We start from the raw sequence: 25,828 nt of genomic DNA on the forward strand, positions 1-25,828 counted from the left end.
AAACGTCCTTATTGCAGAAACGTCGCAACCAGCGCCGCATTCGCCATTGCGGCGGCGCCGGCGCGAGCGATCAGCAGAGGACCCACATGAAACTTACCGGTCGCACCATTCTCATCACCGGCGGCTCCGCCGGCATCGGCCTGGCCTTCGCCGTCAAATTCGCCGGCCTCGGCAACCAGGTCATCGTCACCGGCCGTCGCCAGGCGGTGCTCGACGAAGTGAAGGCGAAGCACCCTGGTCTCCACACCATCAGGAGTGATGTCGCCGACCCCGCGCAGATTGCAGCACTTGCATCACGCGTAAAGGCGGAATTCCCCAGGCTCGACGTGCTGGTGAACAATGCCGGCATTTCCCACTACAAGAACCTGAAGGCGCCGTCATCCGACCTCGCCGGGCTGATGGCGGAGATGAACGTCAATGTCGGCGGTGTGGTTCGCATGACGTCTGCGTTCATCGATATCCTCACCGCCAACAGGGGCACCCTGATCAACATTTCGTCCGCCCTCGCTTTCGTGCCGCTGCCGTGCATTCCGATCTATTGCGCGACCAAGGCGGCGATCCATTCCTACACCCAGTCGCTTCGGTTCCAGCTGGAGGAAACCGGCGTGGAGGTCATCGAAATCCTGCCGCCTGCGGTGAAGACCGACATGACGGCAGACCTTCCGGAGGGCGACGGCTTCACCCTGATCAATGTGGCTGAATTGGTGAAGCTCTCCTTTGCGTCCCTCAAGGCGGGCGCCGTCGAGATCCTGCCGGGGCAGTCCCGACAGCTCGCCTTCATGCGCCGCCTCGCGCCCAACTTCATCAATGGTCAGCTCTGGAAGGCCTCCAGGAAGCTGGTGCCGGCCGGGGCCGGGTAAGCTCTCGCCGTCACGGTCTTGCGACTCTTTTCGCGCCTCTCAAACGTCTTGATTGCAGATGCATCATGGAGCCCCGATCATGGACTTGAAAAATCAAATCGCCGTCGTGACCGGCGGCAGCCGCGGCCTCGGCCTCGGGCTCGTCGAAGCCCTGGTCGAGCGCGGCGCCAGGGTGACCGTCGTCGCCCGCACGGCCCGCGACCTTGATCGCGTTTCAAGCCGCCTCGGCGTAGCGACCATCGCCGCCGACGTCACCGACCGCGCGGAGGCCGGACGGATCCTTTCCGCGTTGCGGCCAACGATCCTGGCTCTGAACGCCGGCGCGACGCCTGAAATGGCCCCGCTGGTCGAGCAATCCTGGGAGGCGTTCAGCACGACCTGGGACACCGACGTCAAGGCCGGCCTCTACTGGCTCCAGGCGGCGTTGACGACGCCGCTTCCGCCAGGCAGCCGCGTTCTGGTCGGGTCGAGCGGCGCCGCGGTCAACGGCTCGCCGATGTCCGGCGGATATGCCGGCGCCAAGCGCATGCTGTGGACCCTGGCGAACTACGCCAACGGCGTGTCGTCCGAAAACAGACTGGGCATCCGCTTCCAGACTGTCGTTCCTTTGCAGATGATCGGTGGCACCGGGGTCGGCCAGGCGGGGGCATTGGCCTACAGCGCCAGGGCTGGCGTCACGCCCGAGCAATTCCTGTCCCGGTTTGGTGCGCCAATGCCGCCGCGTCAGTTTGGCGAACATGTCGTTACGCTGTTGTCGGATCCACAGTTTGAAGGCGGCCGCGCCTTCGGCTTAAAGGGAGACAGCGGGATATCGGTCCTCGAAGGGGAGGCTGCTTGAGCGATCCAACGTCGATGCCATCCGAGGCCCGGACCCGGCTTCTTGCCATCATGGCCGAGGTGCGCCCTGAGCTTCACCGCTATTGCGCGCGACTGGCGGGGTCGGTCTTCGATGGCGACGATATCGTGCAGGACGTTCTGCTCCGCGCCCTCGTTGCAATCGACGGTCTCGAAGCCGGGACGCCGCTGCGGCCGTGGCTGTTCCGGATTGCCCACAACCGTGCGCTCGATTACCTCAGGAGCCGGGCCGTGAGAAAGGGCGAGCCGATTGAAGCGGCGGCTGAAGTCGCGGACGACCTGACCCCGGATCCGGCCGAGGCGCTGGAGCGACAGCAGGCCGTCAACACCGCGCTCTCGCGTTTCACCGAGTTGCCGATCGTCCAGCGCAGCGTGATCATCCTCAAGGATGTGCTCGGGCACTCACTCGAGGAGATATCTGTCCTGCTCGACCTCGGCGTCAATGCCGTGAAGGCAGCGCTGAGCCGCGGCCGATCCCGATTGCGAGAAATAAACGCCAAGCCAATCGAGCCACGCCTGGTGAAGCCCGCATCGGCAGCAGCCGAGCGGTTTGCCTCGCTGTTCAACCGGCGCGACTGGGACGCCCTGCGGTCACTGCTGGCCGAAGATGTTCATCTGACGCAGATTTCGCATCCCGATCGGAAGGGACGTGCCGAGGTCAGCCTGTTCTTCACGATCTACGCTTCGACCCCGGAGTTTCGCCTCGTGCCCGCTTATCTCGATGGCGGCCGTGGCGACGAAGTCATCGCCGTTTTCGCGCCTGCCGACGCCGAACAGCCCACCTATCTGATGCGGGTCGAATGGCGCGGTTCGCAAATCGTCCGGATTCGCGACTTTCGCTATGCGAGGTATATTCTGGACGGCGCCGATCTGGTCTTTGCGGAGCAGGGACGGCAGTCGGGCTGAGCGTCATTCCTCCGGCTCGGTGGTGAACAGCAGCGGATAGCCCTTGGCGCGGCCGGCGTCGGTGGCGCGCGTCGCCTTGGTCTCGGCGACGTCCTTGGTGAAGACCGCGACCACGCAGACGCCGCGCTGATGCGCGGTGATCATGACCTTGTGAGCCTGGTCCTCGGTCATGTGGAATTCGGCCTTCAGCACCGTGACGACGAATTCGCGCGGCGTGAAGTCGTCGTTGACGAGGATGACCTTGTGCAGGCGCGGCCGCTCGGTCTTGGTCTTGACCTTCGTCTTTGGCTTGGCGACGGTATCGATCATTCCAGCAGATACCCCTAACGACGTCTGACATGGTCCAGCCGGGCCAGAATACCCCGTCTCGGGCCGTGACGAAACCGGTCGTGCAGACGGGTTCTACGGTAGTGCCGGCACGGTTCGCAGATAGGCGACGATATCGGCCAGATCGGAGCTTGTGAGGCTGGCATAGTAACCATAGGCCATCGGCGGCTTCAGCGGCCGGCCGTCGCGCGCGACGCCATGGGTGACGGCGTGGACGATCTCCGCATCGGTCCAGCTGCCGATGCCGGCGGTCGGATGCGCCGTGATGTTGGGGATGATGGTTGGCGGCGTTCCCTCCGGCGATCCGTCGCGCGGCGGGAACACGCGGCCGCCGCCGCCGAGGCCGCCTCTGAAATCGGAGACGCCGCGCGACCAGGCCGAGTGGCATTCCATGCAATGGCCGATGGTGACGAGATAGGCGCCGCGCTTCAGTGGATTGGCCAGGTCAGCCTTGTTGAATCCGGCATCGGCGTCGGGATAGGGATCGCGGCGCACCGGGGCCTTGTAGACGGGATCGGCAACCTGGTTCCGGATCGCCTTGACGGTGCGCAGGTAAGCGACGACGGCGTCGAGATCATCCGGCAGCAGCGCCTTGTAGAAGTTCGCCGGCATGATCGCCGCCAGCGGCACGCTGGCGAGGTGGCCGTGATCGGGCCGCATGCCCTCGACCAGCGCGCGCTTGATCTCGGCGTCGCTCCAGCTTCCGATTCCGGTCTCGATGTCCTGGGTGATATTCGCAGCGGTGGCGATGAAGGGCGGGGTGTTGAAGGTGAGTCCGCCCGAGAAGGCCTTGTCGGAGATCAGCCTGCCGCCGGCGTCGCGCGGCGAGTGGCAGTTGCCGCAGGCCATGATCGAGTTGACGAGATAGGCGCCGCGCTCGACCGGTGTTTCCGCAGTGGCGCCATTCGAGGCCGCCAGCAACATTGCGGCGGCTACGATACCTGTTCGAAGCATAATGTTCCTCCAGCCCGTACCGATCTATCGCAGGCGAATCGAGACTCGGCAATCTTTGGCGAAACCCGGGCAGCCGCGGACAATTCGGGCGCACCGTTTTGTGAAGGATGGATGAACTCAGCGCTTTGCGCGGGCGCCTTTGCGTGTCACGATTGCCGCCAGTCGACGGGAGGGCAGCGATGCGCTGGTATGTCTCGATCGGGGCCGTGCTTGTGGCAGGCGTTCTCGCCAGCGGCGACGTCGCGGGGGTTGCCGCGCCGAGCCGGCAGAACCAAATTCCAATGTCCGGCCGCCAGTCCGCCGACAAGGAAGCCACGCCGTCGGTCGACGTCGAATTGATTCTTGCCGTCGACGTCTCCTATTCGATGGACATGGACGAACTTGCGATCCAGCGTGAGGGCTACGCCCAGGCGATTATCTCAAAAGAATTTTTGCAGGCGCTGAAGAGCGGCCCGAACGGCAAGATCGCGGTGACCTATTTCGAGTGGGCGGCTTCCAGCGATCAGAAGATCATCATCCCCTGGCGGGTGATCGACGGTCCCGAAACCGCCGACGCGGTCGCCAACGAGATCATGAAGACTCCGATCCGCCGGGCGTCGCGCACTTCGATCTCCGGCGCGATCAATTTCGCCATGCCGCTGTTCGACGAGAACCCGTATCGCGGCCTGCGCCGCGTGATCGATATTTCCGGCGACGGCCCCAACAACAACGGCGGCCCCGTGGTGGTTGCCCGCGATGCCGCGATCGAGAAGGGGATCGTCATCAACGGCCTGCCGATCATGGTCAAGGAACCGTCCTATTCCACCATGGACATCGACAACCTCGATTTCTACTACGAGGATTGCGTCATCGGCGGCCCGGGCGCCTTCGTGGTCGCGATCAAGGACCGCGAAAAATTCAAGGAAGCGATCCGCACCAAGCTGCTGCTCGAAGTCGCCGGCCGCACCCCGGAACTTCAGGTCGTCCCCGCCGCCGCCATGGCCAAGGAACCGCGCGTCAGTTGCCTGATCGGCGAGAAGATCTGGCAGGACCGGTGGGGAAGGTGATTGCCCAATCGAGAGGATAAACGCATTTGTGGCACGTTGCGCCTTGGGGCGTAATCGCTCAATGCGGATTTTCGAGGCTGAACAGTTCCGCCTGTTCGTCATAGGCGAATAGTTCCGCATACCGCCCCCACGAGACGATGGTCTTGAGGGTTTCGTCGGCATAGTCCTCCGACATATAGTCCTCAAGTTCGTTGCGGAAGCGCGCGGCCGGCGCGGAGTGCGACGGCCGTTCGTCGAGGACGCGGCGGATCAGGCCAATCACCGGGACATAGTTGATGAGGTGTTCCGCGAACAGTCTTTTCCGGGCGTCTGTCTCAAGATGAGCAAAGCGCTTTCCGGCATCCGTCAGCATCAGATCGCCCTCGCTCAGCTGTGCGAAGCGCAATAGTTGTAGGGCCTCACCGAGGTGAAATATCTCATCCGCTTCGAGTTGCAGATGGGCGGCGAGGACGGGCAAATCGGCGTGCGCGTCATAGGGCGGCCCTGCAAGAGTCTCGATCAGGCCGGAAAGGACATTGGACGAGACATGGTTGAGGATCATGCCGACGCCGGTGCCGGGAATGCCCTCGACCGCCGGCGTACGCACATCAACGCGCTGGGTCATGCGGGCATAGATGCTGTCGACGAGCTGCCGGAATGTCGGATCAAGCCGGTTGCGCGGGTGCGGCAGCTCGACCTTGATCTCGGCAGCGACACGGCCGGGATTGGAGGAAAACACCAGGATGCGGTCGCACATCAACACCGCTTCCTCGATGTTGTGCGTCACCATCAGCACCGACTTGATCGGCAACCGGCCTTCGATCCAGAGATCGATCAGGTCGGTTCGCAGGGTTTCGGCCGTCAGCACGTCGAGGGCGGAAAACGGCTCGTCCATCAGCAGCAGGTCCGGATGAACCACCAGCGCCCGCGCAAATCCGACGCGCTGGCGCATGCCGCCTGACAATTCCTTGGGGTAGGCGGACTCGAAGCCGTCGAGGCCGATCAGGTCGATCGCCGCGAGCGCGCGGGTGCGGCGCTCCGTGCTGTCGATTCCCAGTGCTTCCAGACCCAGTTCGACGTTTTGCAAAACCGTCAGCCACGGGAACAGCGCAAACGACTGAAACACCATGGCGACACCGTTCGGAGGCCCCTTGATTGTCTCGCCGCGGCATTTCGCGTCGCCCGAGGACGGTGCGATAAGTCCGGCGATGATGCGCAACAAGGTCGACTTGCCGGATCCGGACCGGCCGAGAAGGCCGACGATCTCGCCTGCGCGGATCGAAAGGTCGACCTTTTCGAGCACCAGCAATTCCTCGCCGCTGCCTTTCGGAAACGACCGGCAGACGCCGTGGATGTCGAGCAGAGTTGGCTGTTGGAGTTGATCGAGCATAGGTTTCTCCTGATCAGCCGAGACGAAGGCGGCGTTCGCCGAAGGCATAGAGCGGCCGCCAGAGCAGCCGGTTGAAGAGCGTCACCAGCACGCACATGATGGCGATGCCGAGCACGACGCGGGGGAAGTCGCCGGCTTCGGTCGCGGTCGCGATATAGGCACCAAGACCTGCGGCGGTCAGATGGGTGTCGCCCCAGCTTGCGACCTCCGCGACGATGGAGGCATTCCATGATCCGCCCGAAGCGGTGATTGCTCCCGTGACATAGTATGGAAAAATGCCCGGCAGGATGACTTTTATCCACCAGCGCCATCCCTTGAGATGGAAGCTGCCGGCAGCTTCTTTCAGGTCGGTCGGGAAGGCGCTCGCACCGGCGATAACATTGAACAGGATATACCACTGGGTGCCCAGGATCATCAGCGGGCTGAGCCAGACATTCGCGTTCAGGCCATAACGGACGATAATCACCACGAACACCGGAAAGGCGAGGTTGGCGGGAAACGCGGCCAGGAACTGCGCGAGCGGCTGGATTCGTTCGGCCACCTTTGGCCGAAGTCCGATCCAGACCCCGACCGGTACCCATATCAGGGTCGCCAGCGCAATCAGCACGATGACGCGCGCCAGCGTAATGAAACCGTATCCAACTGCGCTGAAGATATCCGACGGGCCCAAGGTCGCCGAGAGATATGCATAGACCCTCCAGGCGGCATAGCCGGTACTGGCGATGATCAATGCGAGCCAGACAGCATCGACAATGCGGGACGGCTGATCGCTTCGTCGCGCTACCATTCGGAGCCGGCTTGGAAACGCCATATGAAAATTCGAGATGGCTCTGGTCAGGGCCGCGAACGGATAGGTCAGAGCCCGCAAGGCCCGCGTGCGACGGAATAGACCGAGCATCCAGGATGTCGGTGCGGTCGCCGATGCGGTCTGCTCGAAGCGGAATTTGTCGGCCCATGCCACTACGGGGCGAAACAGCAATTGGTCATAGGCGACAATGACCAGAAGCATCGCCAGGATTGCATAGCCGATCGCAGGCAGGTTCTGCTGTTGAATACCCAATGCGACGTAGGAGCCGATGCCGGGCAACGTGACCGTGGTATTGCCGACGGTGATGGCCTCCGACGCTACCACGAAGAACCAGCCGCCTGACATCGACATCATCGTATTCCAGATCAGCCCCGGCATCGCAAACGGTACGTCGAGTCGCCAAAACCGCTGCCAGCCGCTGAGGTGGAAGCTTTGAGCCGCTTCCTCCAGGTCCTTCGGAACGTTGCGCATCGACTGGTACATGCTGAACGTCATGTTCCAGGCCTGGCTGGTGAAGATGGCGAACACGCAGGCAAGTTCGGCGCCGAACACCTGGCCCGGGAAGAGATTCAGGAAGAAAACGACCGTGAAGGTGAGGAAGCCGAGGATCGGCACCGACTGCAGGATGTCGAGCAGCGGAACCAGCACCATCTCGGCGCGCCGGCTTTTGGCAGCAAGGGCCGCATAGGTGAAGGTGAACACGATCGAGCAGATGATGGCGAGCAGCATCCGCATGGTCGTTCGCAACGCGTAACCCGGCAGATTCGCGGGATCGAGCGATACCGGCGTGACGTCGAGTGCCGACAAGGGAAGGGTGGTTTGCTCGCCGCCGTAGACGATCAGCACCATGGCGCCGATCACGAGGATCAGCGCAACGGCGTCCCAGATGTTGGGCCGCAGCGCCTGCCCCAATCTCGGCGTCAGAAGTTCTTGCAGAGTCATCGCTGCCGCCTTGTCTGGAATTCGCCGTGCAGGCGGGCTGAGAAAATGGAAACGGGTCCACGGTCGGCGTTATAGGCGGGATTTGCAATGAGTTGATAATCCGCCGTGGCGTTCACTGTGAAAATCCTGCTCGTCCTGTTGTCGCTTTCGGCGGTGGCCCAGAGCCAACCATGCTCCAAACCGCTCCAGCACCCGCGTTCCCGATAGGACGGTTCGAAGACCGTTGTGTGAAATCCTGCGCTGCTGGTGCAGGTTCATTGCGCAATGCAAGGTGAGGCTCGCGAACCGAAGAATGCCGATGGCGGCCCATCGTCTCGCGCTTTCCAAGGCGACCCCCATCCTTGTTCTCACGGCGATATCCAGAAAATTGCAGTGAAGATTGCGGCGCAGGAAAGCAGCGTCACCAGCACGAACGCGAGCAGCCGATGAGCCAATTGCCTTTGCCGGTAGTGATGAGGCACCGATCACCCCTCCAGGTGCATTGTCGGGTTCGACGATCATCGGATTCCTTGCCCGTCCGCACGCCGCTCGCTGTCGTCGATGCTCACAATTTCCCACCGGCATTCCAGCCGGGTCTCATCGACGATCGACCAATGGCACGCCAGCAACGGCTGCGCACACCGGTGCCGGTCTTCGGGACGGCGACGACCCGGCTGATTGTCATTGGAATGTGCAGCCTCAAGCCGGCGCGGCATAAAATGCCGCGGCTCAAAACGCCGGAATCTTGCGAGTTTTTCGAACATCGCTCACCTCCATATCCGCTTTGCGCGGCAGGCCGGTGAGCGGACGGTCAGCCAGTCGCGACCATCACCCTCACGCGGCCATTGCCCGCGCGATCAATCTTCTTGTTTTGCGGCATCGCCAGACCGATCATGGTCGTCGGGGTGACGTTGCCAAAGGTGGTACTGCCCATGGGCTCTCTATTGGCGTTGGATGCTTGTCTCGAACAAAATGCTCTGGACAACAATTTGGCAGGTACGCCTGACCTGCATCGCTGTCAAGCGCATTTTCATATCCTCCCGGGAGGATCGTGGTTATCCTCCACGGAGGATAGGAGATTCCAATGACGGACCACCCGCACTCTGCAATCGGCCGGCGCCTGAAGCGCGCCAATGGCCACCTCGAAAAGATCATAGCGATGATCGAGCAGGGCAGGCCTTGCGCCCAGATCGCACAACAGCTTCAAGCCGTGGAGAGCGCCATCGAGAATGCGAAGAAGGCGTTGATACACGATCATATCAGCCATGGCCTCGAACGATCGTTCAAAGCATCGGGTTCGAAAGGTCAGGCTGCGCTCAGAGACTTCCGGTTGATCGCAAAATATCTCTGACGCGAAACCGCACCCCCGTGGCGGTGTTTCCCGCCCGGTGGTTCGATGTAGAGATCACACGAATCTCATTTGCGGAAGGATCAGCCGCTCCGCTCGCTGCGCGACCGATCGCCTCCCTCCAAAGCCGGGGGAGTCGAAGTACGCCTACCGCCTGAACCGCGCCACCAGTTCGACATGCGGCGTGTGGCGGAACTGATCCACGGGCGTCACGCCGTCGATCTTGTAGCCGCCGTCGATCAGGATTTTCGCGTCGCGCGCAAAGGTCGCGACATTGCAGGACACCGCGACCACCGTCGGAATTTTGCTGGCCGCCAGTTGGGTCGCAACCGCTTGCGCGCCCTGGCGGGGCGGGTCGAACACCACCGTGTCGTAGTCGCGCAGCTCCTGCGGCACCAGCGGACGCCGGAACAGGTCGCGCATCTCGGCCTTGAGCGGCTTCAATCCCGAGGTCGATGTCGCGGCTTTCTGCAGCGCTGCGATCGAGCCGGCGTCGTTGTCGAACGCCGCGACCCGTGCTTTCGCGGCCAGCCGCAGCGCAAACGGGCCGACGCCGCAAAACAAGTCGGCGATATGCTTGGCGCGCTTGCAATGATCGGCCACGAGGGCCGCCAGCGTTTCTTCGCCGGCGACGGTTGCCTGCAGGAACGAGCCCGGCGGTAACGCGACCTGCGCGGAGCCGACGCTGATCACAGGTACGGTGCGCATCAGGACCAGTTCGCCATGGCGGGTCAGCCGCGCCAGCCGGTGTTGCTTGGCGACCTCGGAGAGTTTTTCGATCAGCTTGGTCGACACCGGCCCGGAGCCGCGGACGTCGACATCGAGCCCGCTCGCGGTGGCGGTGACCTGGATGTCGAGCGGCTTGCCGACGCCGATCAGCGGTTCGGCAATGGCCCAGGCGGCCTCGATCGCGCCGTCGAGATGCGGGTCGAGGATCGGGCAGCGGTCGATCGGGACGATGTCGTGCGAACTGACCGCGGCGAAGCCGACCTTGAGCACCTCGTGCGTTCCCATCCGCGCGTGCAGGGTGATGCGGCGGCGGCCGGCGCCGTGCGCATCGACCAGCGGAGCTACGTCGCATGCGACCCCGTCCTGCGCCAGCGTCGTCACCACGATGTCGCGCTTCCAGGCGCGATAGCGTTCCGTCTCCCAGTGCTGGATCGCACAGCCGCCGCAGACGCCGAAATGCGGACAGAACGGCGCGATCCGTTCCGGGCTGGCTTTATCGACCGCGATCAGCCGGCGGCGGTCGGGATGGTGGCCGGGGACCGGCGCGACCTCGATCGCTTCGCCGCCGAGTGTGTACGGCACGTAGACGCTCGCGCCGCCGACAGTCGTGACGCCGTCGCCGCGATGGCCGACATGGTCGATGACGAGACGCTCGGTGTCAGCCACGGCGCGCCCCGATGAAGAATTCGATGTTGCCGTCGCCGCCGGCAATGGAGGACGGAAACACCTGGATGTCGGTGCAGCCAAGCGATGTCGCAAAGGCCGAGATATCGTCGCAGACTTGCTGGTGCACGAACGCGTTCTTGATGATGCCGTGCTTGGAATGTTTTCGTTCGGCCTCGAATTGCGGCTTGATCAGCGCCAGCAGGTGCATCGGCGCCGCCGCCAGCGACAGCGCCACCGGCAGCACGGCTTTCAGCGAAATGAAGCTGACGTCGATGACGACGACATCGGGCCGCGCCGGCAGCCGCTTGCCTTCGTAGGCGCGGATATCCGTTTCTTCCATCGACACGATGTGGGGATGGCTTTGCAGCGAGTGGTGCAACTGGCCGTGGCCGACGTCGATGGCGAACACAAGGCTGGCGCCGTTCGCCAGCAGCACCTCGGTAAAGCCGCCGGTGGAGGCGCCGACGTCGAGGCAGACATGGCCTTCGATCTCGATCGGATACTGTTCCAGCGCGCCGGCCAGCTTGACGCCGCCGCGCGAGACCCATGGGTGGGCGGGCTGCGCGGAAATTTCTACGTCAGTGGCGATCGTCTCCGACGCCTTCAGCACCTGCTTGCCGCCGGCGATCACAAAACCCGCCTCGATCGCGGCACGGGCGCGGGCGCGGCTTTCGAACAGGCCGCGCTCGACCAGCAGCACGTCCGCGCGCTTGCGGGAAGATGTTTCGCTGTCGCTCTTGTTGGCCAAGTTCAACTCGTTTTGCCGACGGCGCGACCCGCCGCGAGAACGACACAGGCCTCGAACGAGGTGAGGTCGTGCCAGATATCGGCCGGCGCCTGTCGCGGCGCCACCAGTTTAGCACCGTGCAGGTCGAGTGCGTGAATCATCATGAGGTTGTCGGGCAGGCCGAAATCCTCGACGGTGAGGCCGTCTTTGTCGGTCCAAACATCGGCGGATTTCGTCACCGCGCCAAACCGCCTGACGCGCTCGACATAAACGGCCGGATCGTTGCTGTAGGCGAGGCAGAATTTGCCGCGGCCGGCCATGTAGCCGAGTTCATAGACGGTGCCGGCATCGGCGCTGGGGCCGCGAAACGGCGTCAGGTTGGCGATAACAGCATCCGCGGCGTCCATCATCGCTTCGTTGCCCTTGAAGATCGTAAGTGAAGCGTCGCCGGCGGTGAGGTCGATCGCGTTGTCGAGCGGATAGAGGCCGCGCGCGCCGTGGCCGGCGCAGATCGCGGCTTTGCGTTTTCCGATCTCGACAGCATCCGGCAGGAACACATCGGGGCCTGCCAGATAGATCTTCATGAGGTCACCGGCGGTCCATAGCGTTTTCGAGCGAAGTGGACGCCGGTTCGCGTGAAGAAAACGCGTCAAAACAAAAGTTAGAGCCTTAATTCAAGGCTCTAATTCGGCGATCTTTCCCGACGCGAAGCGGTCGCCGCTTCGCGTGACAACGCTTACGCGTTACTCACCAGGATCAGGCGAGCTTGCAATCAGGCCAACTTAACCGTCTCGGCCTTGTAGTCCTTGCCGAGTGCGTCGAACACCTTGGCAACGATGCCCTTGGCGTCGAGGCCGGCGTGGGCATACATCGCGTTCGGCGAGTCGTGGTCGATGAACTCGTCGGGCAGGATCATCGCGCGCATCTTCAGGCCGCCGTCGAGCATCCCGTTGTCGGACAGCGTCTGCATGACGTGCGAGCCGAAGCCGCCGATCGAGCCTTCCTCGATGGTCAGCAGCACCTCGTGGTCACGCGCCAGCTTCAGCACCAGCTCGACATCCAGCGGCTTCATGAAGCGGGCGTCGGCAATGGTGGTGGACAGGCCGTGGGCGGCGAGTTCGTCGGCAGCCTTTTCGCATTCGGCCATGCGGGTGCCGAACGACAGCAATGCCACCTTGTTGCCCTGGCGGACGACACGGCCCTTGCCGATTTCGAGGGGAATGCCGACTTCCGGCATTTCGACGCCGCGGCCTTCGCCCCGCGGATAGCGCACCGCGCTCGGGCGGTCGTTGATCGCGACCTGGGTCGCAACCATGTGCACCAGCTCGGCCTCGTCGGAGGCCGCCATGATGACGAAGTTCGGCAGACAGCCGAGATAGGCGAGATCGAACGAGCCGGCATGGGTCGCGCCGTCGGCGCCGACCAGGCCGGCGCGATCGATTGCAAAGCGAACCGGCAGGCTCTGGATCGCGACGTCGTGGACCACCTGGTCATAGCCGCGCTGCAGGAAGGTCGAATAGATCGCGCAGAACGGCTTGTAGCCTTCGGTGGCCAGACCGGCCGCGAAGGTCACGGCATGCTGCTCGGCGATGCCGACGTCGAAGGTGCGCTTCGGGAATGCCTTGTTGAAGATGTCGATGCCGGTGCCCGAGGGCATCGCGGCGGTGATGCCGACGATCTTGTCGTCCTTTTCGGCTTCCTTCACGAGGCTCTGGCCGAACACGTTCTGATAGGACGGCGCATTCGGCTTGGCCTTGGCCTGGGCGCCGGTGGCGACGTCGAACTTGGCGACAGCGTGGTACTTGTCGGCGGAGGCTTCCGCCGGGCCGTAGCCCTTGCCCTTCTGCGTCACGACGTGGACCAGGATCGGGCCGGTCTCCATGTCGCGGACGTTCTTCAGCACCGGCAGCAGATGGTCGAGATTGTGGCCGTCGATCGGGCCGACATAATAGAAGCCGAGCTCCTCGAACAACGTGCCGCCGTCCATCATGAAGCCGCGGGAATATTCCTCGACGCGGTTGGCGCGGTTGGCGATGATCTTCGGCAGCCGCTTGTTGATCTGCTTGGCGGCCTCGCGCAGCGTGCGATAGGTCTTGCCGGAGTAGAGGCGGGACAGATAGGCCGACATGGCGCCGACCGGCGGCGCGATCGACATGTCGTTGTCGTTGAGGATGACGATCAGCCGCGAATTCATCGCGCCGGCATTGTTCATGGCCTCATAGGCCATGCCGGCCGACATCGAGCCGTCACCGATTACGGCGATCACGTTGTTCTTGCCGCCGGAGAGGTCGCGGGCGACGGCCATGCCGAGGCCGGCCGAGATCGAGGTCGAGGAATGCGCAGCGCCAAACGGATCGTAGTCGCTCTCGGTGCGCTTGGTGAAGCCGGACAGGCCGCCGCCGGTGCGCAGCGTGCGGATGCGGTCGCGGCGTCCGGTCAGGATCTTGTGCGGGTAGGCCTGGTGGCCGACGTCCCAGATCAGGCGATCGCGGGGCGTGTCGAAGATGTAATGGATCGCGGTGGTCAGCTCGACCACGCCGAGGCCGGCGCCGAAATGGCCGCCAGTGACCGAGACCGCGTCGATGGTTTCCTGCCGCAGCTCGTCGGCAACCTGCCGCACCTGCTCGATCTTGAGCTTGCGCAGGTCATCGGGCGTGCGGATGGTGTCGAGAAGCGGCGTTTTACTAAATGTGGTCACAGCGATATTCCAATTTTGCATGTCGGGGGCGAACGGCCCGACGCGAGATGGGGTGCGCGTTAACCGCGCTGCGAAAATCCAGACGCCGCTGCCATCTCGGCAGGCTGGTGACTGATTTGAAAGCCTAGATGCACTCCGGATCAGACCATGTGATATGCATCACGTTGGTAGCTTTAACCCTTCCCGGTCAGTTTCTTTAGCTATTTGAAGTGCTTACTGCCGTCGTAAAGCGGCGGCAGGCCGCGCTCCTCAGCCCATAGAAGTGCAAGCTTTACACCAAACCACGGGCCAAAGCCAACCCGCCGAACCGGGCCCGGTTCCAGGCCGCCGGGCTCAAATACCTCCGCTTCTTAGCCGCTGCGGCGGGCGGAAGGTTCAATTTCGCCCAATTCGGTGCCACCGGAGGCATCCGTTTTAGCCGTTTCGATCCTTTTCCAGGCCCATTCCCGGGTCGCGGGGTCGCCGGTCGCGACATCAAGCGCGGCGTCGGGGATAGCCATGCGTGCGGCGAGGGGGATCGGTCCGCAGACGATCATGAAGAAATCGTAGGCGTGGGGCCGCTCGTTGGCCATCACGAACTGGAAATGGACCCGGAAGAACTTCCAGCGGAACACGTTGTAATGGTCGGGATTGATGATGTCGCGAAACCGCACCACCACGATTCTCGGATTGCGCCGGTTCGAACCGACGTCGATGTCATGGCCGGCGATCGGATCGAACGGAAAGAAGTTCATCACGTCCTTGCGTGACTGGCAGTCGATCCAGTCGATCGAAGGCTCGACCGCCAGCATCCGCAAGTGCTCGCGGAACGGCTGCGACACCTTATGGAAGCCGACGATCGGGAAGTTTCCCCCGATCGTCAAAAGCACGATGCGCGGGCCGTGGCGCCCGAGATCGGGATCGAGTTGCAGCGCCCGCGCCAGCATTTCGGTGCCCAAGAACGATCCCGAGCTGTGGCCGACGATGACGATTTCCTCGGCGTCGCTCTCGCGCGCGGTCTTGACCAGATGTTGCGCAAAGCGGTCGATACGCTGGTCCCATTCGGGGCGGGCGCGGTGCGAGAATTCCCAGGTCCAGATCGTGTCCGACAGCACGTACAGCAGATAGGTCTGGTTTTCGGTGTATTTGAGCACGGTGCCGAGCACGGCGACGAACGCCGCCAGCGCCGCGGCGATGCTGAAGGCATTGGGGATACCGATCGCATCGAGCCCTTTCTCGAACGCATAAGCGAGCCCGGCCGCCGCGATCGCCTCCAGCAGCAGCAGGAAATGCGGGTAGGTGATGAAGGTCGCAAACCGCCAGTTGGCGCGCCAGAACCGCGCAATGGTGCCTGAAAATACCAGCCGCCAGTAGATCCAGACCGCCTGCAGCACCGTGCGCCAGATCGGCTGTGCGAGGTCGCGCTGGATGAAGTCTTCAAACCGCAGGAAATCGTAGCTGGTGCGGGTCTGCCAGTCGTCGGCCTTGGTCTCGATGGACCAGGAGGCGATTTCGCCGTCGGGCGCCGCCTGCGGACGGCCCAGCGTGGCGGTGAGCCCGTAAAGCCGGGAGAACTTCCGCAGTTCGGTCCGAAACATGCGGTAATACTGCGCCAGCCCGCGCGGATCGTATCCCTGGATGTAGATGATATGGCGGTGCTGAACGCGCACGAACTGTCCCCAGACTGTTGGCGGGACTATATCAGGCCGTCTGGCGCGCCAAGAGCTAATTCGATGGCAAATTGTGCAGCCGCCTGCTTCAGGTGGCCGCGGAACGCGCTGAATTCGCTTAATGTTCTCGAAAGACGGCCCGCGCGATATTGCCGCGCACCGCCTACTGCACGTCGAGCGGCTCGGTCCCGGTCACCTGGCCGGAGGCGTCGGTGGTGATCTTGTCGACCCGGGCCTCGGCCTGCCGCAGCAATTCCTCGCAGCGCCGTTTCAAGGCCTCGCCGCGCTCGTAGATCGCGACCGATTCCTCCAGCGGCACCTTGCCGTCCTCGAGCCGCCGCACGATCGTTTCCAGTTCCTCGATCGCGCGCTCGAAGGTGAGTTTCTTGACGTCCGCCTGGGTGGTCTCGGCCATACTTGCGTTCCCGGTTGCGCCCCGTCAGGGCGCAGAATCAAACAAATTTATAGGGACGTATTGTGGCGGGGATCTACCCGGCCATCAATGCGGTGACGTGTTCCGCCACCGACTCTTTCAGCCCCTGCAGGTCGTAGCCGCCCTCCAGCACCGAGACAACCCGGCCGCCGGCGCTGGCGTTCGCCGTGTCCATCAGCTTGCGCGTGACCCAGCCGAAATCCTCGGCCTTGACGTTCAGGGAAGCCAGGGGATCGCGGTAATGCGCGTCGAAGCCGGCCGAAATGATGATCAGTTCCGGGCCGAATTTCTGCAACTGCGGCAGGATCAGGTTTTCGAATGCGGCGCGGAATTTGGCGCTGCCGTCTTCGGAGGCCAGCGGCGCATTGACGATGGTGTCGTGCTCGCCGCGTTCGCCAGAGGCGCCGGTGCCGGGAAACAGCGGCATCTGGTGCGTCGAGCAATACATCACGGTCGGATCGGACCAGAAGATGTCCTGGGTGCCGTTGCCGTGATGGACGTCGAAATCGACGACCGCGGCGCGTTCGATGCCGTATTTGCGCTGGGCGTGACGGGCGGCGATCGCGGCATTGTCGAAGAAGCAGAAGCCCATCGGCTTGCTGGCCTCGGCGTGATGGCCGGGCGGACGCACCGCGACGAAGGCATTGTGATGCTGACCGGTCATGACCGCGTCGGTCGCGGCGACCGCGCCGCCGACGCCGCGCATCACGGCTTCCCAGGTGCCGGGCGACATCGAGGTGTCGCCGTCGATATAGATCAGGCCGCTGCTCGGCGCGATGTGGCGGAGTTCGCCGACATAATGCTCGCCATGGCAGAGCGTGACGGAATCGAGGCTGCCTTCCGGCGCCTCGCCGCGCACCAGCGCCTTGAAGCGATCTTCGCCCAAAACCTCGGCGACGGCGCGCAGCCGGTCAGGGCGTTCGGGGTGCCCCGGGGGCGTCAGATGGTCGAGACAGGCGGAATGCGTCAGAAGCAGCGTCATGCAAAATCCTGGCGCATTTCAATTGCGCTTGGCGGGAAGGTTCCAATCTAGGCGTTCGGAGCCCGCTCGGAAAGAGCCCTGGCCGCCGGGTATAACGCCGTTCCGGCGCCCCGGTTCAGTTGATCCGGACGATGCGGCCGCCCGAAGTGGGGCTGATCGGGCTGTTGGCCGTGAAATAAGCATGCAGCGCGTCGCTGTCGTAGCTGCCGGTCTGCGGCTTCGTCCCGCCGAGCAATGCCGTAAAGCCGTCGCCGCCGACGGCGAGGTAGTTGTTGACCGTGACGCGATAGGACGCGGCAGGATCGATCGGTTGCCCGTTCAACGACATCCGCTCGGCGATGACGCGCTCGCCGTCGCCTTTCGAGTTGTCCCAGGCGTAGCTGAATCCCTTCGAGACCTGCAGGATCCGCGGCCGCTTCGGATCGAGCCATTGCTGTTCCAGCATGTCCTTGATCTGCTTTCCGCTCAGCGTCAGCGTCACCAGCTGGTTGCGGAACGGCTGGCTGGCGAACAGGTCGGCGAACGTCACCGCGCCGCTGTCCTTGCGCGCGATATCCGTGCGCACGCCGCCGGGATTGGTAAAGGCCATCACCGCGCCGCCTTTCTCAGGCGTAGCGGTCGCGGCCAACTGGGCGTCGGCGATGATATCGCCGAGCGGGCTTTCGCCGGCATTGTTCGGCACGCGCGACAGCGTCTCCGTCACCGAACCGGCCGGACGGTTGGCGAGGGGGGCCGCGACTCTGTCATAGGCTTCGAGCAGCGCGGTCTGCTCGGGATCTCTCGCCAGATCGGGGACGCGAACGATGGTGTTCTCGGCCTTGGCGCTGATGACGTCGCGGGTGACGGGATCGAGCTTGAGGTCAACAGCAGTAACGAGCGTGCCGTATTTGTCGCCAGAGGTGACCAGCCGTCCGTCGATCTCGCAGACATAGGCCTGGTGGGTGTGGCCTGAGATCACGACGTCGACGGCTTTATCGAATTTCTTGACGATATCGACGATCGGGCCCGCGATCGCAGGGCACTCGTTGTAATCGCCTGTGGGCGTGCCGCCCTGATGGATCAACACCACGATCGCCTCGACGCCGCGCGCTTTCAGTTCCGGCACCAGCGCGTTCACGGTCTCGACCTCGTCGCGGAATTCGAGACCGGCAGCACTTTGCGGCGAAATGATTTCAGGTGTCGCCTTCAGCGTCAGCCCGATGAAGGCCACCGGAATGCCGTCGAACGTGCGGATCTCGTAAGGAGGAAACACGGTCTTGCCGCTCACCTTGTCGATCGTGCTGGCGGCGAGATAGCGGAATTTCGCGCCGGTGAAGGAATGCGGGCCCTGGCAGGTGTCGACCGGGTGGCAACCGCCGTTCTGCATCCGCAGCAACTCGTCCTTACCCTCGTCGAACTCGTGATTGCCGACCGCCGAAAGCGCCAGTCCCATCATCGACATCGACTCGATGGTCGGCTCGTCGTGGAACATCGCCGACAGAAACGGGCTGGCGCCGATCAGGTCGCCGGCCGCGACGAAGATGGTGTTGTTGTGGCCGTCGCGAAGCTGGTTGACCAATGTCGCCATCCGCTCACTTCCGCCGGCATTGACCACGATCTTTTTGGTCTTGTCGGCGGCATCGGCGATCCGGATGCCGCCCGGCGGCGGGCGCAGGTTGCCGTGAAAGTCGTTGATGGCGAGGATGCGCAATTCCACCGGCGCAGGCGTCTGGGCAAGGGCCGGTGAGAAGAGGAACGCCAGCGAAAGGGCGACGAGAAGTATCGGTGAGAATGAATTTTTCATGGACCCGAGATTACGCATTCCGCGCGACGATTTCACGAAGTTTTGGAGAAGGCGTGTCACGCTTTTGTTTCTCGTCATTGCGAGCGAAGCGAAGCAATCCATTCTTTCTTGACGCGGCAAGATGGATTGCTTCGCTGCGCTCGCAATGACGGCGGAGAGGGCGGTATCCTACCCCCTCTTGCGCGAGAAGAACGCCTTGAAGGCGGCGATCGCTTCCTTGGAGCGCATTCGTTCGCCGAACAGATGGCCTTCCTGGTCGATCCGGCGCGTCATGTCCTCCGGCGGCAGTTTTAAAAGCTTGCGCGAGATCGCGACCGCTTCCGCCGGCAGCGCGCAGATTTCGCGCGCGACCTTGCGGGCTTCGGCCTCGGTATGTCCGGGCGATACCACCACGTTGACGAACCCCGCAGTGTGGGCGTCGTCGGCGGTGAAGGTGCGGCCCATCACCAGCATCGCGAACGCGCGCTGGTGGCCCATGGTGCGCGGCATCAGCAGGCTCGAGGCGCCCTCGGGCACCAGGCCAAGATTGATGAACGGCGTCTTGAACGTCGCGGTCTTGCTGGCCAGCACGTAGTCGCAATGGAACAGCATGGTGGTGCCGATGCCGATCGCGATACCGTCGACGGCGGCGATGATCGGCTTGACGTTGTGGGCCAGCGAATAAAGAAATTTTGCGGCATTGGAAGCCCGCGGCGTGTCGGTGTTGTTGGTTCCCTCTTTCAGGAAATCCTCGAGGTCGTTGCCGGCGGTGAATACGCCGGAGCCGCCGGTGATGACGATGCAGCGGATCTTCGGATTGTTCTGCGCGGTGTCGATCGCATCGCTCATCAGGCGATACATTTCCTGGGTGATCGCGTTCTTCTTCTCGGGCCGCCGCAGCGTGATCACGCGCATGGCGTCGTCGTCGGAGACAATGAGGTGCCCGGTCATGATGTGTCCCTGAAGCAGGCGGCGACGGTGCCGCTGGCGAGTCATCAGGCTACATCCTACATGATCCCTGAAAAGGCCCAAATCGCCGCACCCGTTTTCCCCCTAAAGGATTATGCAAGGCAGCTAGCCGGAATTCGTCATCCGGGCGCGATCCCGGCGAAGCCGCGAGAATCTGGCCTTTTATGCCGGTCTGCCCACCATCCGGCTGGTCAAGAAGACCGTCAATCAGGATGACGCCTCGGCCTGTCATCTGTTCTACGCCGGCGGCAAAGCCGATCCCGCTCACTTGTCCTGCAAGTCGCGGGTAATCCGACCGATGAGATCGCGCAGCCACGCGTGCGCAGGCTGATTGTCGAGCCGTCGCAGCCAAATCATGGCGGCTTCGATCGGCTTGGGCGGGCGTGACAGTCGACGGAAGACCAGGTGGTGAGACGTTGTCATGTTTTTGGCGACGTTCAGCGGAAGCACCGACACCAGGTCCGACGTCGCCAGGATCTGCGCCGCCGACAGAAATGGCGCCCGCATCGCCGGTCCTGGGCCAGGTCTTGATCGTCCAGGACCAGCGTCGACAAAATCGGCGCCAAACTGCGCCGACGAGATCTCCAATTGAGCGAGCGTCGCCAGCTTTTCCGTCGAGAACTCCGGTGCCTTCGCTGCCGGGTGGCCCTTGCGATGCACTACGACGAACTGGTCCTGCAGCAACCGCTTCCGCGAGAATCGCTCGCCCTGGACGCCAGATGGACCCAGCGCCAGGTGCAGTTCGCTTCGATCAAGCTGCTCGAGAACGTTTAACGTGCCGCTCGGCCGAAAATCCAGCTTCACCCCGGGAGCAATTTTGGCAATTTGTGCCGCTATCGGCGCGACCAGAACGATCGCCGCATAATTATCGACGGCAATGCGGAAGGTTGCCGTCGCCCTGGACGGATCGAACTGCACGGTTTCCAGCGATTGTTGCAACCCGTCGAGTGCAATCCTGACCGGCGTGGCGAGTTCCTCGGCCCGCGGCGTCGGCACCATTCCGTTTGGGCTGCGGACAAACAGCTCGTCTTTCAGCGTGTGACGCAATCTCGTCAGGGCATGGCTCATCGCTGGCTGGCTCAGGCCCAGTCGTTGTCCCGCCCGCGTGACGGATCGATCCCGCATGATGGCGTCGAACACCACCAGCAAGTTCAGATCGAGCGCGGCCAGCTTCGGCGCCGTCCTGCTCAAGCGACTGGAACTCCATCACAATTCAAAATGCACATGTAAGGATGAAGAGAATGCATTTTACGAATGCGAAACTCAACCCTAGATTCCGGCTTGTCGATGACATCGCGCATGGCGGCTGTGCGAACCGCATGCGGCTATCCGACGCGCCAAGGTAATTCCATGGATCGGCGCAGCGGGAACATCGTTCACGAGGGAGAGCGTCATGCTTGGAATCGTTCGGCTCGCGCTGCGACGGCCCTATACGTTCATCGTCATGGCGCTTCTGATCCTGATCTTTGGGACGGCGTCGGCCCTGCGTACGCCGACCGACATTTTCCCGAACATCAATATCCCCGTCATCAGCGTCGTGTTCAGCTACACCGGTCTGCCGGCCGACGATATGGCCGGCCGTATCGTCACGTTCTACGAGCGGTCGCTGCCCAACAGCGTCAACGACATCGAGCATATCGAATCCCAGTCGATCGTGAATTACGGGATCATCAAGATCTTCTTTCAGCCGACCGTGAACATCAATGCCGCGCTGGCGCAGGTCAACGGCATGTCGCAGACCGTGCTGAAGCAGATGCCGCCGGGCATCACCCCGCCGCTGATCCTCAGTTTTAACGCCTCGAGCGTGCCTATCCTGCAGCTTGCGCTCTCAAGCGACCAGATGTCCGAAACCCAGATCTTCGATTCCGCGCTGAATTTCATCCGTCCGGCGCTGGCCCCGGTTCCCGGCGCCGCGCTGCCGCTTCCGTTCGGCGGCAAGGTGCGCCAGGTCCAGGCCGATCTCAACCAGCAGGCGCTGCATCAATACGGCGTTTCCGCCAACGACGTCATCAACGCGCTTTCGCTGCAGAACCTGATCACGCCGGTCGGAACCCAGAAGATCGGCTCGTATGAATATACCGTCAATTTGAACGACTCGCCGAAAGCGGTCGCGGCCTTCAACGACCTTCCGGTCAAGACCGTCAACGGCACCGTCATCTATATGCGTGACGTGGGCTATGTGCATGACGGCAGTCCGCCGCAGACCAACGCGGTTCACGTCAACGGCGCCAGCGCCGTGCTGCTGACCATCATGAAGGCGGGCGCAAGCTCGACGCTCGACATCATCAACGGCGTCAAGAACCTGCTGCCTTCGGTGTCGCAGACGCTGCCGGGCAGCCTGAAGCTGACCGCGGTGGGCGATCAGTCCGTTTTCGTCACCGACGCGGTGTCCAGCGTGGTCAGGGAAGGCGTGATCGCGGCGGTACTGACCGGGATGATGATCCTGCTGTTCCTCGGCAGTTGGCGCTCGACCCTGATCATTACGCTCTCGATCCCGCTGGCGATCCTGGCGGCGCTGACCGGCCTCTCGCTGTTGGGCGAGACCATCAACGTCATGACGCTCGGTGGCTTGGCGCTCGCGGTCGGTATCCTGGTCGACGACGCCACCGTCACCATCGAGAACATCAACTGGCATCTCGAGCAGGGCAAAGAGATCGAACCGGCCATACTGGACGGCGCGCAGCAGATCGTGGTGCCGGCGACGGTGTCGCTGCTCTGCATCTGCATCGCGTTCGTGCCGATGTTCGGGCTTGGCGGCGTCGCCGGTTATCTGTTCCGGCCGCTCGCCGAAGCGGTGATGCTGGCGCTTGCTGCCTCCTATGTGCTGTCGCGCACGCTGGTGCCGACGCTGGCCAACTATCTGTTGCGCAATCAACAGGTCCACGGCTCGGCCGGTCATGCCGGGCCGAGCCGCAATCCGCTCGCCCGCTTCCAGCGCGGCTTCGAGCGCATGTTCGAAAAAATCCGCGAAACCTATCTCGGCCTGCTGCAGCTCTGTCTGCGCAACCGGATCAAGCTGGTCGCCGGGTTCCTTTGTTTCAGCCTGCTGTCGTTCGGTCTTGCGCCCTATCTCGGCCAGGACTTCTTCCCGACCGTGGATGGCGGCCAGATCAAGCTGCATATCCGCGCCCCCACGGGAACGCGGATCGAGGAAACGACCAGCCTGACCGACCGGATCGGGACCGCTATCCACGGCATCATTCCCTCCAAAGAGCTTGGCGGCATCGTGAGCAATATCGGACTCTCGGTCAGCGGCATCAACATGGCCTACAACAACTCCGGCACCATCGGCGTCGGCGACGCCGACATCCTGATCAGCCTCAAGCCCCAACACGCGCCGACCGACAACTACATCAAGACCATGCGCGAGCGGCTGCCGCAGCAGTTTCCCGGCACCAGTTTCGCTTTTCTTCCGGCTGATATCGTCAGCCAGGTCCTGAATTTCGGCGTGCCGGCTCCGATCGACCTGCAGGTGGCCGGCAGCGATCTTGCGGCAGATCGCAAATACGCAGATTTGCTGTTGACGAAAATCAGGGCAATTCCCGGCGTCGCCGATGCGCGCATCCAGCAGGCGTTTCAGCAGCCGACCCTCGACGTCAATGTCGACCGCTCGCTGACCTCGCTGGCCGGCCTCACCGAAAAGGATGTCGCCACCGCCATGCTGACGACGCTGTCGGGAAGCTCGCAATCGGCCCCGACCTATTGGCTGAACCCGGCCAACGGCGTCTCTTACGCGGTTTCGGTGCAAACCCCGCAACGCGATATCAACACCATGACCGGTCTGCAAAACATTCCGGTCACGTCCGCGGCCAGCGCCAATACCCAGCTCCTCGGCGGCCTCGCGCAGGTCAAGCGGACCAACAGCAATGCCGTGGTGTCCCACTACAATGTTCAGCCCGTCATCGACATCTTTGCAACCCCGCAGGGACGTGATCTCGGTGCGCTCGCGTCGGACATTCGAACGGCGATTCACGACACCGCAAAAGATCTGCCCAAGGGTGCGAGTGTCGCGTTGCGCGGTCAGGTCAGCACGATGGCCAGCGCCTATCAGCAATTGTTCGTCGGTCTCGCGGCAGCGATCGTGCTGATCTATTTGCTGATCGTCATCAACTTCCAATCCTGGATCGATCCCTTCGTTATCGTGATGGCGCTGCCGACCGCACTGGCCGGTATCGTCTGGATGCTGTTCGGAACCGGAACGACGCTTTCGGTTCCCGCACTCACCGGCGCGATCATGTGCATGGGGGTTGCGACCGCCAACAGCATCCTGGTGATCAGCTTTGCTCGCGAACGCATGGCGGCCGGCGCAAATGCCATGGCGGCAGCCTTCGAGGCGGGCGCTTCGCGGTTTCGCCCGGTCCTGATGACGGCGCTCGCCATGGTCATCGGGATGCTGCCGATGGCGATCGAGGCCGGGCAGAACCAACCGCTCGGGCGTGCCGTGATCGGCGGGCTGATCTTTGCCACCTCCGCCACGCTGTTTCTGGTGCCGACCATCTTCAGCCTGGTGCACAGCCGCCCGCATGGCACCGCAGATTCAGCGGATGCCGCAACCTCATCGTCGCATTGAGCGGAGACCAAGACCATGTCCACGGAACAAATCAAAGTCCCAAGTCGGCGGAACCTGGTGACGACGGCAGCCGCCGGAGCTCTCCTGGCCGGCATCGTGATCGGCTATGGCTTCATCAGCCGCGCGCAGAGCAAGCAGGAAGTCGTGCAGTGGACCGACGCGCAGGCGATCCCGACCGTTGCCCTCGCTCAGTCCATCGCCGGCGCCAGCCATCAAACGTTGACGCTGCCGGGCAATATCCAGCCGCTTAACAAGGCGGCGATTTTCGCGCGGGTGAACGGATATGTGAAGAGTTGGGACCACGACATCGGGTCGGCGGTGAAGGCCGGACAGGTGCTGGCTACCATCGACGCTCCCGATCTCGATCAGCAGCTCAGTCAGGCCAGAGCGACGCTGGCGAGCGTAAGGGCCAATGAGCAAATTGCGACGCTGACTGCCAGCCGCAACAATATCCTGGTGCAAAAGCAGATCGTTGCCCAGCAGCTTGCAGACCAGACCGCTGCTGACGCCACAGCAAAGCAGGCCGTCGTCGACGCCAACGAAGCCAACGTCCGCCAGCTCGAGGCCATGCAATCGTTCAAGACGCTCGCCGCGCCCTTTGACGGCGTCGTGACCTCCCGAAGCGTGGAAATCGGGATGCTGATCAACTCGGGAGGTTCCGGTCAGCCGCTGTTCGAGGTGTCGGACCTGCACCGGATTCGCATCTACGTGCAGGTGCCGCAATCGTTCTCGGCCGGGCTTTCGGTGGGGATGAAGGCGACATTCGAAATGCCGCAATACCCCGGCGTGCAATTCGACGCGACGCTGTCCCATATCTCCAGGGCCATCGATCCGGCGTCCCACAGCATGCAGGTCGAGCTTCAGGCCGACAACGCCGCCGGAAAGTTCTTCGGTGGGAGTTACTGCAACGTACATTTCGAAATTCCGACCGACGAAAATCTGATGAAGATCCCATCGACCGCGCTCATCCCCGGCAATCAGGGCACGCAAGTCGCAACCCTCGACGGCAATAGCAAGGTCGTCCTCAAGAGCATCCAGCTGGGCCGTGATCTCGGGGACAGCGTGGAGGTTCTTGCCGGCCTGACCCCATCTGATCGGATTATCAATAGCCCCGCGGAAACATTGGCTACGGGCGACGCTGTCCGCGTAGCGACGGCGACATCGCCGGCTGCCGCCGCTGCATCGAACCCGTCACAGCATTGAGGCGGGGATTGAAGTCGATCGGGTAGAGCCTGATCCGGTAAAGTGG

At 63.0% G+C, this 25,828-nt stretch carries 24 protein-coding genes and 1 pseudogene; 8 read left to right on the forward strand and 17 right to left on the reverse strand.

Annotated features, from left to right (window positions below; translation table 11 throughout):
• Positions 1-86: 86 nt before the first annotated feature.
• From BLS26_RS27470 to BLS26_RS27480, 3 genes are all read left to right on the forward strand, one after another.
• A complete protein-coding gene (locus tag BLS26_RS27470) occupies positions 87-860 on the forward strand; it encodes an SDR family oxidoreductase (RefSeq protein WP_092515668.1) in 774 nt (257 codons plus the stop codon).
• A gap of 79 nt (positions 861-939) precedes the next feature.
• On the forward strand, positions 940-1,698 hold the full coding sequence (locus BLS26_RS27475; protein ID WP_092515669.1) for an SDR family NAD(P)-dependent oxidoreductase: 759 nt from the start codon (positions 940-942) through the stop codon (positions 1,696-1,698).
• Positions 1,695-2,621 (forward strand): sigma-70 family RNA polymerase sigma factor, encoded by a 927-nt coding sequence (locus BLS26_RS27480; RefSeq protein ID WP_244541703.1) that lies wholly within the window; start codon positions 1,695-1,697, stop codon positions 2,619-2,621. The genes BLS26_RS27475 and BLS26_RS27480 overlap by 4 nt, the downstream gene beginning before the upstream one ends.
• Positions 2,622-2,624: 3 nt before the next feature.
• Here the strand turns inward: BLS26_RS27480 and clpS are convergent, their stop codons facing one another.
• Together clpS and BLS26_RS27490 are read right to left on the reverse strand one after the other, a co-directional pair.
• Positions 2,625-2,930, reverse strand: coding sequence for an ATP-dependent Clp protease adapter ClpS (clpS, locus tag BLS26_RS27485; protein ID WP_092515671.1), 306 nt, complete (start codon positions 2,928-2,930; stop codon positions 2,625-2,627).
• Between the two features lie 93 nt (positions 2,931-3,023).
• Positions 3,024-3,902 (reverse strand): c-type cytochrome, encoded by an 879-nt coding sequence (locus tag BLS26_RS27490; RefSeq protein WP_092515672.1) that lies wholly within the window; start codon positions 3,900-3,902, stop codon positions 3,024-3,026.
• 179 nt (positions 3,903-4,081) lie between these two features.
• On the opposite strand from BLS26_RS27490, the gene BLS26_RS27495 reads away from it, so the two are divergent.
• The gene (locus BLS26_RS27495; RefSeq protein WP_092515673.1) at positions 4,082-4,948 is read left to right on the forward strand and encodes a DUF1194 domain-containing protein; all 867 of its coding nucleotides are present in this window, start codon (positions 4,082-4,084) and stop codon (positions 4,946-4,948) included.
• Positions 4,949-5,006: 58 nt separating this feature from the next.
• Here BLS26_RS27495 and BLS26_RS27500 read toward each other — a convergent pair whose 3' ends face one another.
• The 5 genes from BLS26_RS27500 to BLS26_RS37090 form a co-directional block, all read right to left on the reverse strand.
• Positions 5,007-6,317, reverse strand: coding sequence for an AAA-associated domain-containing protein (locus BLS26_RS27500; protein WP_092515674.1), 1,311 nt, complete (start codon positions 6,315-6,317; stop codon positions 5,007-5,009).
• A 13-nt stretch (positions 6,318-6,330) separates the two neighbouring features.
• Positions 6,331-8,067 (reverse strand): ABC transporter permease subunit, encoded by a 1,737-nt coding sequence (locus BLS26_RS27505; RefSeq protein ID WP_092515675.1) that lies wholly within the window; start codon positions 8,065-8,067, stop codon positions 6,331-6,333.
• Positions 8,068-8,136: 69 nt separating this feature from the next.
• Entirely contained in the window at positions 8,137-8,568 is a 432-nt protein-coding gene (locus BLS26_RS36010; protein WP_157676598.1) for a hypothetical protein, read from the reverse strand.
• Positions 8,565-8,810, reverse strand: coding sequence for a hypothetical protein (locus BLS26_RS36015; RefSeq protein ID WP_157676599.1), 246 nt, complete (start codon positions 8,808-8,810; stop codon positions 8,565-8,567). The genes BLS26_RS36010 and BLS26_RS36015 overlap by 4 nt, the downstream gene beginning before the upstream one ends.
• A 47-nt stretch (positions 8,811-8,857) precedes the next feature.
• On the reverse strand, positions 8,858-8,980 hold the full coding sequence (locus BLS26_RS37090; protein ID WP_256385887.1) for a hypothetical protein: 123 nt from the start codon (positions 8,978-8,980) through the stop codon (positions 8,858-8,860).
• Between the two features lie 225 nt (positions 8,981-9,205).
• On the opposite strand from BLS26_RS37090, the gene BLS26_RS27515 reads away from it, so the two are divergent.
• Positions 9,206-9,397: a metal-sensing transcriptional repressor gene (locus BLS26_RS27515; RefSeq protein WP_371360681.1), complete on the forward strand. Its 192-nt coding sequence runs from the start codon at positions 9,206-9,208 to the stop codon at positions 9,395-9,397.
• A 144-nt stretch (positions 9,398-9,541) separates the two neighbouring features.
• On the opposite strand, the gene BLS26_RS27520 is transcribed toward BLS26_RS27515, so the two are convergent.
• The 9 genes from BLS26_RS27520 to BLS26_RS27560 form a co-directional block, all read right to left on the reverse strand.
• On the reverse strand, positions 9,542-10,789 hold the full coding sequence (locus BLS26_RS27520; RefSeq protein ID WP_092515678.1) for a class I SAM-dependent RNA methyltransferase: 1,248 nt from the start codon (positions 10,787-10,789) through the stop codon (positions 9,542-9,544).
• Entirely contained in the window at positions 10,782-11,537 is a 756-nt protein-coding gene (locus BLS26_RS27525) for a TlyA family RNA methyltransferase (RefSeq protein ID WP_092515679.1), read from the reverse strand. The genes BLS26_RS27520 and BLS26_RS27525 overlap by 8 nt, the downstream gene beginning before the upstream one ends.
• Positions 11,538-11,539: 2 nt before the next feature.
• Positions 11,540-12,100, reverse strand: coding sequence for a nucleoside 2-deoxyribosyltransferase (locus tag BLS26_RS27530; protein WP_092515680.1), 561 nt, complete (start codon positions 12,098-12,100; stop codon positions 11,540-11,542).
• Positions 12,101-12,288: 188 nt separating this feature from the next.
• On the reverse strand, positions 12,289-14,214 hold the full coding sequence (gene dxs, locus BLS26_RS27535) for a 1-deoxy-D-xylulose-5-phosphate synthase (protein ID WP_092518670.1): 1,926 nt from the start codon (positions 14,212-14,214) through the stop codon (positions 12,289-12,291).
• 350 nt (positions 14,215-14,564) lie between these two features.
• Positions 14,565-15,863 (reverse strand): hypothetical protein, encoded by a 1,299-nt coding sequence (locus BLS26_RS27540; protein WP_092515681.1) that lies wholly within the window; start codon positions 15,861-15,863, stop codon positions 14,565-14,567.
• A gap of 163 nt (positions 15,864-16,026) precedes the next feature.
• Positions 16,027-16,278: an exodeoxyribonuclease VII small subunit gene (locus BLS26_RS27545; protein ID WP_092515682.1), complete on the reverse strand. Its 252-nt coding sequence runs from the start codon at positions 16,276-16,278 to the stop codon at positions 16,027-16,029.
• A 73-nt stretch (positions 16,279-16,351) separates the two neighbouring features.
• Positions 16,352-17,278, reverse strand: coding sequence for a histone deacetylase family protein (locus tag BLS26_RS27550; protein WP_092515683.1), 927 nt, complete (start codon positions 17,276-17,278; stop codon positions 16,352-16,354).
• A gap of 115 nt (positions 17,279-17,393) precedes the next feature.
• On the reverse strand, positions 17,394-19,061 hold the full coding sequence (locus BLS26_RS27555) for a bifunctional UDP-sugar hydrolase/5'-nucleotidase (protein WP_092515684.1): 1,668 nt from the start codon (positions 19,059-19,061) through the stop codon (positions 17,394-17,396).
• A 168-nt stretch (positions 19,062-19,229) separates the two neighbouring features.
• Complete coding sequence (locus BLS26_RS27560) at positions 19,230-19,991, reverse strand: crotonase/enoyl-CoA hydratase family protein (RefSeq protein WP_092515685.1); 762 nt, start codon at positions 19,989-19,991, stop codon at positions 19,230-19,232.
• A 60-nt stretch (positions 19,992-20,051) separates the two neighbouring features.
• Here BLS26_RS27560 and BLS26_RS36930 point away from each other — a divergent pair.
• A pseudogene (locus tag BLS26_RS36930) lies at positions 20,052-20,271 on the forward strand (hypothetical protein); the annotation flags it as partial.
• A gap of 2 nt (positions 20,272-20,273) precedes the next feature.
• Here BLS26_RS36930 and BLS26_RS27565 read toward each other — a convergent pair.
• Complete coding sequence (locus tag BLS26_RS27565) at positions 20,274-21,200, reverse strand: LysR family transcriptional regulator (RefSeq protein ID WP_092515686.1); 927 nt, start codon at positions 21,198-21,200, stop codon at positions 20,274-20,276.
• Positions 21,201-21,402: 202 nt separating this feature from the next.
• Between BLS26_RS27565 and BLS26_RS27570 the strand changes: the two genes are divergently transcribed.
• Both BLS26_RS27570 and BLS26_RS27575 read left to right on the forward strand, forming a co-directional pair.
• On the forward strand, positions 21,403-24,579 hold the full coding sequence (locus BLS26_RS27570; protein ID WP_092515687.1) for an efflux RND transporter permease subunit: 3,177 nt from the start codon (positions 21,403-21,405) through the stop codon (positions 24,577-24,579).
• Between the two features lie 57 nt (positions 24,580-24,636).
• On the forward strand, positions 24,637-25,782 hold the full coding sequence (locus BLS26_RS27575) for an efflux RND transporter periplasmic adaptor subunit (RefSeq protein WP_197681281.1): 1,146 nt from the start codon (positions 24,637-24,639) through the stop codon (positions 25,780-25,782).
• Positions 25,783-25,828 lie beyond the last annotated feature (46 nt).

The sequence above is a fragment of the Afipia sp. GAS231 genome (assembly GCF_900103365.1).
GTDB lineage: Bacteria > Pseudomonadota > Alphaproteobacteria > Rhizobiales > Xanthobacteraceae > Bradyrhizobium.

Excerpts from the sequence above, each read along its gene's own strand:
- BLS26_RS27560 (WP_092515685.1), bottom strand. The coding sequence starts at position 19,991 with ATGACCGGGCACCTCATTGTCTCCGACGACGACGCCATGCGCGTGATC.
- BLS26_RS27555 (WP_092515684.1), bottom strand. The coding sequence starts at position 19,061 with ATGAAAAATTCATTCTCACCGATACTTCTCGTCGCCCTTTCGCTGGCG.
- BLS26_RS36015 (WP_157676599.1), bottom strand. The coding sequence starts at position 8,810 with ATGTTCGAAAAACTCGCAAGATTCCGGCGTTTTGAGCCGCGGCATTTT.
- BLS26_RS27545 (WP_092515682.1), bottom strand. The coding sequence starts at position 16,278 with ATGGCCGAGACCACCCAGGCGGACGTCAAGAAACTCACCTTCGAGCGC.
- BLS26_RS36010 (WP_157676598.1), bottom strand. The coding sequence starts at position 8,568 with ATGATCGTCGAACCCGACAATGCACCTGGAGGGGTGATCGGTGCCTCA.
- BLS26_RS27475 (WP_092515669.1), top strand. The coding sequence starts at position 940 with ATGGACTTGAAAAATCAAATCGCCGTCGTGACCGGCGGCAGCCGCGGC.
- BLS26_RS27490 (WP_092515672.1), bottom strand. The coding sequence starts at position 3,902 with ATGCTTCGAACAGGTATCGTAGCCGCCGCAATGTTGCTGGCGGCCTCG.
- clpS (WP_092515671.1), bottom strand. The coding sequence starts at position 2,930 with ATGATCGATACCGTCGCCAAGCCAAAGACGAAGGTCAAGACCAAGACC.
- BLS26_RS27530 (WP_092515680.1), bottom strand. The coding sequence starts at position 12,100 with ATGAAGATCTATCTGGCAGGCCCCGATGTGTTCCTGCCGGATGCTGTC.
- BLS26_RS27515 (WP_371360681.1), top strand. The coding sequence starts at position 9,206 with ATGATCGAGCAGGGCAGGCCTTGCGCCCAGATCGCACAACAGCTTCAA.
- BLS26_RS27500 (WP_092515674.1), bottom strand. The coding sequence starts at position 6,317 with ATGCTCGATCAACTCCAACAGCCAACTCTGCTCGACATCCACGGCGTC.
- BLS26_RS27495 (WP_092515673.1), top strand. The coding sequence starts at position 4,082 with ATGCGCTGGTATGTCTCGATCGGGGCCGTGCTTGTGGCAGGCGTTCTC.
- BLS26_RS27550 (WP_092515683.1), bottom strand. The coding sequence starts at position 17,278 with ATGACGCTGCTTCTGACGCATTCCGCCTGTCTCGACCATCTGACGCCC.
- BLS26_RS37090 (WP_256385887.1), bottom strand. The coding sequence starts at position 8,980 with ATGGGCAGTACCACCTTTGGCAACGTCACCCCGACGACCATGATCGGT.
- BLS26_RS27570 (WP_092515687.1), top strand. The coding sequence starts at position 21,403 with ATGCTTGGAATCGTTCGGCTCGCGCTGCGACGGCCCTATACGTTCATC.
- BLS26_RS27505 (WP_092515675.1), bottom strand. The coding sequence starts at position 8,067 with ATGACTCTGCAAGAACTTCTGACGCCGAGATTGGGGCAGGCGCTGCGG.
- BLS26_RS27470 (WP_092515668.1), top strand. The coding sequence starts at position 87 with ATGAAACTTACCGGTCGCACCATTCTCATCACCGGCGGCTCCGCCGGC.